At 56.7% G+C, this 8,611-nt stretch carries 6 protein-coding genes; 2 read left to right on the top strand and 4 right to left on the bottom strand.

Annotation, left to right across the window (positions count from 1 at the left end):
- The first annotated feature begins 539 nt into the window (after positions 1 to 539).
- Both NHH03_RS28250 and NHH03_RS21385 read left to right on the top strand, forming a co-directional pair.
- Positions 540 to 1,745, top strand: coding sequence for an HlyD family efflux transporter periplasmic adaptor subunit (locus NHH03_RS28250; RefSeq protein ID WP_253159465.1), 1,206 nt, complete (start codon positions 540 to 542; stop codon positions 1,743 to 1,745).
- Complete coding sequence (locus NHH03_RS21385) at positions 1,742 to 2,950, top strand: hypothetical protein (protein ID WP_253159463.1); 1,209 nt, start codon at positions 1,742 to 1,744, stop codon at positions 2,948 to 2,950. The genes NHH03_RS28250 and NHH03_RS21385 overlap by 4 nt, the downstream gene beginning before the upstream one ends.
- 111 nt (positions 2,951 to 3,061) lie before the next feature.
- Here NHH03_RS21385 and NHH03_RS21380 read toward each other — a convergent pair whose 3' ends face one another.
- Genes NHH03_RS21380 through NHH03_RS21365 form a run of 4 tightly spaced genes read right to left on the bottom strand, consistent with a single transcriptional unit; the run spans position 3,062 to position 8,228 of the window.
- The gene (locus NHH03_RS21380; protein ID WP_253159461.1) at positions 3,062 to 5,203 is read right to left on the bottom strand and encodes an efflux RND transporter periplasmic adaptor subunit; all 2,142 of its coding nucleotides are present in this window, start codon (positions 5,201 to 5,203) and stop codon (positions 3,062 to 3,064) included.
- Between the two features lie 11 nt (positions 5,204 to 5,214).
- Positions 5,215 to 7,062 carry an efflux RND transporter periplasmic adaptor subunit gene (locus NHH03_RS21375; protein WP_253159459.1) on the bottom strand — a complete coding sequence of 616 codons (1,848 nt, stop codon included), beginning with the start codon at positions 7,060 to 7,062 and terminating at the stop codon, positions 5,215 to 5,217.
- A gap of 6 nt (positions 7,063 to 7,068) precedes the next feature.
- Positions 7,069 to 7,359 (bottom strand): hypothetical protein, encoded by a 291-nt coding sequence (locus NHH03_RS21370; protein ID WP_253159457.1) that lies wholly within the window; start codon positions 7,357 to 7,359, stop codon positions 7,069 to 7,071.
- Positions 7,356 to 8,228, bottom strand: a complete 873-nt coding sequence (locus NHH03_RS21365; protein ID WP_253159455.1) for an efflux RND transporter periplasmic adaptor subunit — start codon at positions 8,226 to 8,228, stop codon at positions 7,356 to 7,358. The genes NHH03_RS21370 and NHH03_RS21365 overlap by 4 nt, the downstream gene beginning before the upstream one ends.
- Between the last annotated feature and the right edge of the window lie 383 nt (positions 8,229 to 8,611).

The raw sequence follows: 8,611 nt of genomic DNA, 5'->3' as shown, positions 1-8,611 counted from the left end.
AATTTGCGTCGATCGATATCCAGGTCAAGAATCATCCGGGCGAATGCTCATCACTCACTCTCCCGCGGGGAGGTCGTGCAGCTTCGCGTGCCACCGATTGGGAGAGTCGCATGCACTCAATCCCATCTCTACGCCAACGGCGTTCAATGGCTTAGCCCGGGGTCACTGTCGAACCTGCTGGGGGCAGGTTCGGCAGGAACCCCGGGTGAACTGAATCGCAACAATTCATTTTTCATAGCAGTCGCTAGCGGGGCTGGTTCTGCCATCACGGTCCTTGGCCGGGGCTTTCGGCGGGCTGTCGCAATCGCAACCGATTCATTCCCCACACCGCCGGGTTGTCGATTTATGATGGGAGAACCCATCTCACCTTGATTCTGCCCCGATGAGTTCACGTTGTCATGAAACCATTTTGGATAACAACTGTCCTTCGCCCGTCAATATTTATTGGCATTGTCCTGATTGCCGGTTGGTCCGTTGGTCGCGCCGACGAACCGGATTCCGCCAGTGATTCAAAACCCAAGCCGACGAAACTTGCGGGGGTGTTTGAATCCACACGACAAGCGGAAGTGTCGGCAGATCATCAACAATTGACTGAATTCAAGATCGAGCGAGTCGTTGAGTACGGAAAACGGGTGCGTCAAGGCCAAGCGTTGGTCTGGTTCGATTCAGAGGACTGGGACGAAAAAATTCGCGATGCAGAATTGGATTTGCGTCTGGCGTCATTGGCGCTGAAGGCGGACGAATTTGAGCATCAACAGTTTCTACAGCAACAACGACTTGATGCCGGAACAGCGAAACGCACCCGAGATTTGGCCCAGCAGCAGTACGATAACTATCAGAAAGTCGATCGAGAACGGCAGATCGAACAGGCCAACGTTTCATTGCAGTCGGCGAAGTTTTCTCTCGACAGCGCAACCGAAGAATTTCATCAATTGGAACAGATGTATGAAGAAGATGATCTGACCGAACAGTCCGAAGAAATCGTGCTGCGACGCGCCAAACATTCGATGGAAATGGCTCAGTTTTCACTTCGACGCAGCGAGATTCAAACCGCGCGAACGCTGTCACAGACGATTCCAAAAAACGACGCCGAGCAGGAAGAGAGCTTGGCACGCGCGCGGCTAGCATTTGAGAGCAGTCAACACGAGAGAGAAAACCAGCGTCAGAAACGCGAGATCGAATTGGAACGCAAGCAGACGAAGTTCAAGCAGCAGTCCGAAGATTTGGAACAGATGCGTTCCGAACGCAAGCAAGTGGTTTTGAAGTCCCCGCGTGATGGCATCTTTTTGTACGGCCCCTTGGTCCGCGGGAAATTGCCCGCCAAACCCGTGGTTCTGAAACAGGGCACCAGTGTTGCGAACCGCCAGGTGATCGGCACGGTCGTCGACCCGTCAAAATTGCACGTTCGATTGGATTTGCCCGAGGCACAGTTTCATGCCGTCAGTAAAGGAGACAAGTGCAACGTCACTCCAGACGGATTGCCCGACGTGACATTGGAAGGTGTCGTCGAGTCGGTTGGGGACGTCCCCTACGTGAATGCGAAATATGACTGTGTGGTGACCGTTGGTGGCAAAGCATTGAATCAAATCATGCCGGGAATGAATTGCCAAGTGACGCTTTCCAAGCCGGCTGTTGATGATGGGGCTGCCGAGGAGGTGTCTGCCGACCAGCCCGCAGCGGAAACCGACCTGGAGAAAAAGAAGGAGAAAGAAAAAGCGGAACAGAAGGAGGAGGATGCGAAATGATTGTGCCATACAATCGAATTCGTTCGTTCTGGGCGGTCGCTGCGACGTTGATCACGTTGGTCGCTGCCGAATCGTCGCCTGGGCAACAGACCGTGATGGTCAATGGCCAGTCGCGACCATTGCCCGAGGTGGAACCAGCCACCGCCGAACAGTTGCAGGCGTCAATTGATCGCGGTGTTCAGTTCTTGATCGAGGATCAAAACCCGAATGGTTCCTGGGGTTCAGCCACCAAGACCAAGGGGCTAAATATTTATGCTCCCGTCCCGGGGGCTCATCATGCGTTTCGCGCCGGAACCACGTCGCTGTGTTTGGCGGCGTTGTTAGAAGTGGGCGCAGACGACACCGCGACACGGTCGGCGATCGACCGCGCGGAAGTTTGGCTGTTGGAGCATCTGCCGAAACTCCGCCGGGCCACGGGAGATGCGATCTACAATGTCTGGGGACATGCCTATTCGATTCAGGCACTGACTCGGTTGCACGGGCGACGGGCCGATGATCCGGAAAAACGGGCTCAGATCGAAACGCTGATTCGCAGCCAATTCGACATGTTGCAACGTTACGAGTCGGTCGACGGCGGTTGGGGTTACTACGATTTTCGTTACCAGTCGAATCAACCGACCGCCAGTTCCATCAGTTTTGTCGGTGGCACGGTGCTGGTCGCTCTGGCCGAGGCCCGCGACATCGGGATCGAACCGCCGCAGCGGATGGTGGATCGCGCGATTGCGGCCATCAACCGACAACAACTGCCGGACTTTAGCTATCTGTATGGCGAATACTTGAAAGACCGGCCGGCGCGAGAGATCAATCGTCCCGGCGGCAGTTTGGGGCGCTCGCAATGTTGCAACGGTGCCTTGCGACTATGGGGTGACGAAACGATCACTGACGACGTTTTGAAAACCTGGCTGTACCGGTTGTATGTCCGTAACGGTTGGTTAGACATCGGTCGCAAGCGACCGATTCCCCATGAATCATGGATGCAAGTTGCGGGTTACTTTTATTTCTTTGGGCATTACTACGGCGCAGTCTGTGTCGCACAATTGCCACCCGATCAGCGATTGCCGTACCAGGCGATGCTAACGAAATTGATGTTGGACCGCCAAGAGCCCAATGGATGTTGGTGGGACTATCCGCTGTACGACTATCATCGGCCCTATGGCACCGCGTTCGCGCTGTTGACGCTGAATCGCTGTCGCAGCGAACCGTAGTGCGGATGATTCATCGGCCGCGGAACGCGAGCTCACGGTTATTGGTGACTCGCATTACAAAGTCCGAGGAACCGCTCTCTAACGCGCGCCGATTATTCGCTGCGGCGGTGGTTAGCTATTGGGCCCAGCCGGCGAACGCACTTCGCCCAGTCGGTCGGCCAGATTTTGGTAGAACTGCGTGATCCACGGTTTGATCCGCTGGGCCACAGACTGGCTGGCCAGCGAGATGCGTACGGTACCAATCGTACCGGGAATCAATTTGGTTTCTTCGGGTAGCGCGAGGGTCCCGTGAATCCGAGGGCTAAGCGTGCGGGTTTCCATCCGCCGTCGGTCCAAGACGACTTCCATCACGGGAATGGGTCCACCGGATTTTGCCGCCAGCGCGGGGGCGTCCAATTGCCAGCGAGCTTGGGGATGCACGGTCAGAGTGGAAGACACGGTCTGGATCGGGGCTGTACCGGGGACAAACACGGTGACGGTCGGAGCCTGACGATCCATGTCCTGAAGCCGTTCGTTGCGCGATTGTTCCATCGAAAACGCAAACTCGAGCGATGACAGGTCGCCGAGTTCGAACAGTCGATCACCGCGATCCAGGTGGCGTCCCCGCAACGCGTCGATCTCAAAATCGACGACTACGCCATCATGCGGCGCCCGGACTTCTAGATGAGATTGTTCTAGCAACCGCTGGTCCAGTTGTTCTTGGATCTGATCGGCAACCTGCGCTTCGGCGTTGGCTTCGCCCAATTTCCCCTCGGACACAAATGATCGCTGGCGAATTTCAATGCGCTGCAGTTCCTGACGTAACTCCAGAATTTGGATTGCCAGTTCCGGGTTGTGTAGTCGCGCTAGCACCTGACCTTGGACCACATGCTGTCCCGATTGGACATCCAATTCGTTTAGCCACCCGGACGCTTCGCTGCGAAGAATTGAGGATTCGATCGGGCGAACGATACCTGGGGCAGTGACCATCTGCGGGATCTCAATCGACTGCGCGGCCCAAACAGCCGATGCAATCAGGATGCCTAACAATCCGGTCGCCCGCAGCACGCGCAGGGGCTGTCGTGGAATCATCCGCACGCAACCGACCAGAAACTTTAGCAGTGGAAGCACAAACCAGGTGAAGGTCAGCGCGATCGCTAACAATAATCCCGATCCTTGGAACAACAGCGCTGCGGAAATAATCAGGCCTGCGCAAAGTATGATTTTCCAGACGAAGCACGCCAAGCCAAACAACAGTACGAACAGTCGGTGGTGAGGCTCGACGGTTTCTGATTGAACAACGGTTCCAAAAAAGATCCGCCGGAACACACGACGGACCGCCAATTGGCCTCGCACATACAGATTCGGCAATTCCAACAAGTCCGATAAAAAGTAGTAACCGTCGAAGCGGATCAACGGATTGCCGTTGAACAACAACGTGGCCACTGATGCCAACAAGATGGTTTGCAAACAGAATTGGTGGACGATCGGATCCAAACTGAAACACCACCAGATCGCCGCGATCGCAGCCAACCAAAGTTCGACATAGATGCCCGCCAGCGTGACATGAATGCGTTGCCATTTGGACGAAAATCGCCATGCGGATGTGACATCCACGTAGGCCCCCAAAGGCGCGAAAAGCAAAAACAAGATGCCGGCTTCACGCACCGTGCCGCCATAACGCAAACAGGTCAGCCCGTGAAAGAGCTCGTGGATCAGTTTTAGCCCCCACCAGATCACCAGGAAGTACAGCCATAGATCGGTCGAAACGACATTGAACGTCGCGGTTTGAAATTGATCCCAACGCACGGCGACCAACAGGAGTGCGGTCACAATCGTGGCCGCCCAAACACCAATCAACCAGGGGTTGGTTAAAAAGCCCAGCAGCGGATACAGCCAACGCAGCAGCGTTTGCGGATTGCCCAAACTTAGCCGGTAGAACACAGACGCATTGATCCCCTGCATCAATTTGGGTGGCTTTGGTTTGCTGGACTGGGAACTTAGGTTTTCCGCCAGTCCCTCTTGAATCATCCAGGCGATCACCCGCTGTATTTCAGCTGGTGACAGGTCGGTCTGTTGCATCTGTGCAGCGGCTTGGGCGACGCTACAGTGGCCGTTGAATTTCGACAGCAAGCGAAATTCATCGATCCCGATTCGCCAATACTGCTCTCGTTCCGGGTCGTCGACGATACAGCAGGCGTCGGCCCCGAACGATTCCAAGGAGAATCGCAGCCCAGCTTTCAGTTTCGGTTTTAACGTTTGTAGATCAAACATCGGTGACTCGATTAGATCCCCACGTAAACACGCAGGCGGTCCCACAATCGATGGAACAAGATCCAGCCGATGGTACGTTGTCCGACGTCGATTGCCGCGCGACCTTCCATTCCCGGACGCAGAGTTTGGTCATCGTTGTCCAGCGGCATTTCGCAGCGGATGATGTTGCGGTCGCCGACCACGTCGGCGCGGGGGGCCAAACGTTCCAGTTTTCCCTGTCGCCGACGCCCGGTACCGTCGTTGACCCAGACCGACGTCAACAATCCGGTCTTCAGTGCTTGAGCATGAAATTCCGGCACTTCGATTTCCGCATGCAGGACAGCCAGCGGCGCGACTTCGAACAAGGGCTGCCCCAGCGAGACAGACGAATTTTCGACGTCATCCAAATCTTGGCTGATCACCACGCCTGGCAGTGGTGACGTGATCACCGCAAGGTTGATCTTGGATTGCAACAGTTCGGCCGAAGCGGCCAATTCCTGTAAGCGTAGTTCCGCCAATTGCGCGTCGGCGATTTTGGCTTGGGCGACATGGATCTCCTGTTGCTTGCGAATTCGAACCTGTTCCGTTGCGATTCGAGACAGTTCCAGTTTGAGCGGTCCGTCGTCAAGATGCCCCAGCGGTTGTCCGCGGTGCACCACATCGCCGGCTGCGACATCGGTCGTCATCAAGATCCCGTCGAACGGGGCAGCAACAAAACGTCGGGTTTGCGGGGTCAGTGTTAGCGGACAACGAATGTGATAGGGAACGGGAATCCACATCAATCCAACCAGGGCTGCGATCGACAGCGCGGCGGTCACCAACCGTCGCCAGCCGCTGCTGTGTCCGGTTTCCCCGGCTGATTTTATGACTGCCGGTTGATGGCGAAACAGCAGTGACGGGGCGCTGCCGGCGACCGCCAGGCGAGCCCGTTTGACCCGTTGGGCGTCCAGTGCATTGCCCGCCAAAATCAATGCGCCGCGGGTTTGCTGGGCTTCGGTCAGAGGAAACGCGAACACCTGATCGACACCCAAATGTGATGCCAGTTCGGTAGCCGACTTGGATTTAATGGTGGTTTGATTGCTGAGCGCCTGATCCAGATCCGCGCCGCCTAGCACCACTTCCGCCGCCAACCGTTTGGCCAGTCGCGCCGTTTCGCCGTCGGTTGCCACCGGGTCAGTGCCCGACTGTGCGACCAGGCGGATCTTTCGGCGTCGGCGGCCCTGCAAACACAGCAACGCTGGCGTGGCGCCGGCGATCGCTGCAACACGTGTGCACCACAGTTGCAGGCATTCGGTGGTGGTGCCCGGGCCGAATAAACATTCAATCAGCTGCAGTCGGGTTTGCGAATCAGCGGCCATCGCCATCCCTTGGCTTTGGTGGTGACGCACCTTGGCCATCACAAAGTAGCCGGCGACCATTTTCAGCAGCGCCACAAAGGACGGTAGCAGATTGCGACCGGCAACCAGTCGACACAGCAACACGCCGTGGCCGGAAACCGGAATGCCGATATTGGTCGCTTGGGGGATCTGTTGACTGGGGGCGACGACCGGTTGCGATTGCTGGCGGACCTGGGTCAACACCATTGCCAATTCTTCGTCATCGACCCGGGGGTCCGGCGCGACATCGGATAGCCTTTCGGCGATGTCCGTGTTTGTGTCTTCCGAAGGCGCTTGGTGTGCCGGTTCGGGAGCCCACAAGACGGTTCGCGCGTTCAATAGTTCACAGGTCAGTTTGGCAAGCCGCTGGTGCATCGAGTCCAGCGGCTGATCCTGGGCCAGGATTGCCAAGTAGCGATCGGTCAGATCTCCGACCACCGCCGGCGACACCGTGCCGGACGATTCGGGCTGGCCGGATGGATTGGACTGTGTGGCAATGATCATGATCGACTAAAAACCGGGTAGCTGCGCGATGTCTGATGCCGGCTGGTTTTCGGTGGCTTGTAGCAACAGGTGTCCCAGCCGCCGTGCCGCTTCGACCGACATCGCCATCCGTGTGTGGATGGACAGTACCTGTTGGTCGTTGCTGGTCACCGGTCCACTGGAAAAATCAACGATCACTTCCTGGTCGGTCGCGTTGACGATGGTTTGACCGGCATACAAGGCGGCCAGGTTTTCGTACTTGACGACAAAACGCTGTCCGTTGGCCGCAGGGTTGGTGGAGTCAGTGCTAGGGTTCATGGCGAGACCTGGGCAGAAAGTTCAGAGGGGGAAACGGCGGTTTGGTCCAGTCGCAATTCGCATCGCATTCCGCTGCGATACGTTCTGTCCGGATTCGCCAGTTCGACTTCCACGAGCGCCGTGCCACTCTCGGGATCGATCACCGGCGAGACTCGGCGGATTTTGCCCTGGACATCGATTTGTAGCAGCGGCAGGTGTAGCAAGACCGGTTGCCCGGATTCGCGTCGCAGCGTGTCAGCGGCGGGAAGGTAGAACCGAATTTTCAACGGATCGAGTTGCACCAGTTCCAAGACTTGGGGATCCCCGGCCGAGACGTATTCGCCGGCACGCTTTTGGATCTCGGTCACGTATCCGCTTAGCGGGGCCGTCAGGTTTCGCTGTTTCAACTGTTCGGCCAACTGTTTGACCTCCAGCTTCTGAACTTCTTTTTCTGATTTCGCAGTGGCCAGTTTGGCGCGAGCGACATCCAGTTCGGTCGAAATTCGGCGCACCTCCTCGGGCGACGCACCGCCGGATTGTTGCAATGCGCTGAGATCTGTGAGCCGCGCTTGTAGTGCGTCGGTTTCGGCTTGAGCGGCAGTGATCGTGGACTGATCGGCGGCGCGAACCTTAGCGATGGCCTGCGAGACCTGGAGTGCTCCTGTTTCGAGTGCAGCCAGCGGGTCACCCAGTTCGACTTGCTGGCCTTCATCGACCTGTAGCGTTTCGATCCGACCGGGTTGTGAAAACGCAACGTGCACGGTCACGTTGGGTTCGGTGAACGCGAACACACGTGATGTTTGTCCAACGGGTTCAACCGCGGCGATCGACCCGAGCGGCGATCCGCAGCAGACGGCCAGGCAGAACAGCAGTTTGGGAAATTGATTCATGGCATCGATCGTGTATCGGGCAAGATCCAGCAAGAACATTGAACGTCAGAAAGCGGTTGTGAAGTGGTGTTTTTGTCAGGCATTGGTTGTTCCTATACCCGACGCGTTAGTTTAAAAGCCCGCGCTTTTGCGTGGGGCATTGGTTTTTGGTAACCCGACGCGTGAGCGAGGGATCTCGTTAGCACCCTGAATCCCTCGCTCACGCTTCGGGTTACCATAAAAGCGCAACTTCAAAACGCGTGAGCGAGGGATTTCATTCCCGCTAAATCCCTTGCTGACCGGCTTGTTGATTTAATCCGTTTCGCAACGGTAGTGTCGCCTTTCGCTCCGCGAAAGTTGCGGCAACAGATCGGGACTTTCGCGGAGCGAAAGGCGACCATCAT

The organism is Stieleria tagensis, from assembly GCF_024129865.1.
GTDB classification, from domain to species: domain Bacteria; phylum Planctomycetota; class Planctomycetia; order Pirellulales; family Pirellulaceae; genus Stieleria; species Stieleria tagensis.
The sequence above is the reverse complement of the archived record's forward strand: the minus strand, read 5'-3'. Positions and strand labels throughout refer to the sequence as shown.

Coding starts and splice junctions, on each gene's coding strand:
- NHH03_RS21375 (WP_253159459.1), bottom strand. CDS start 7,062: ATGATCATTGCCACACAGTCCAATCCATCCGGCCAGCCCGAATCGTCC.
- NHH03_RS21370 (WP_253159457.1), bottom strand. CDS start 7,359: ATGAACCCTAGCACTGACTCCACCAACCCTGCGGCCAACGGACAGCGT.
- NHH03_RS21385 (WP_253159463.1), top strand. CDS start 1,742: ATGATTGTGCCATACAATCGAATTCGTTCGTTCTGGGCGGTCGCTGCG.
- NHH03_RS21365 (WP_253159455.1), bottom strand. CDS start 8,228: ATGAATCAATTTCCCAAACTGCTGTTCTGCCTGGCCGTCTGCTGCGGA.
- NHH03_RS21380 (WP_253159461.1), bottom strand. CDS start 5,203: ATGTTTGATCTACAAACGTTAAAACCGAAACTGAAAGCTGGGCTGCGA.